At 67.8% G+C, this 497-nt stretch carries 1 protein-coding gene; it reads left to right on the top strand.

Going from position 1 to position 497, the window contains the following annotated elements:
* Positions 1-497, top strand: a 497-nt coding sequence (locus tag DW298_RS00020) for an Ig-like domain-containing protein (RefSeq protein WP_240744937.1), incomplete at both ends; no start/stop codon positions are given.

Raw genomic sequence — 497 nt, 5'->3', positions numbered from 1 at the left:
GCAAGGTCGTCAACATCGTCGCTGCAGCTGAGTGATCTCAGCGCGACACTAATCATCCGGTTCGGGCAAGTCCGTGACGGCGATGGCACTTATACGGCGACGCTGACGTCGGCGACCGCGGCGGGTAGTGCGACGATCTCGTTCACGATCGACGACGCGGATGCGGACGCGACCGCGTCGGTGGCGTTCGTCGCCGGTGCGGCGGATGTGGGCACGTCGACCATCGTCGCCTCTCCGGCCTCGATCACCGCGGACGGCTCGACGACGTCGACGATCACGGTCACCCTGCTGGATGCCAACGGCAACGTCGTCGCGGATGCGGGCGATGTGGTGGATCTGTCCACCACAGCCGGGACGCTCTCGGCCGTGACCGACAACGGCGATGGCACCTACACGGCGCAGCTCACGTCGGCGACGGCGGCCGGGAGTGCGACGGTGTCGTTCACGATCGATGACGCGGATGCGGACGCGACCGCCACGGTGGCGTTCGTCGCCGG

This window comes from Microbacterium sp. A20, assembly GCF_004794515.1.
Classification (GTDB): domain Bacteria; phylum Actinomycetota; class Actinomycetes; order Actinomycetales; family Microbacteriaceae; genus Microbacterium.
The sequence above is the reverse complement of the archived record's forward strand: the minus strand, read 5'-3'. Positions and strand labels throughout refer to the sequence as shown.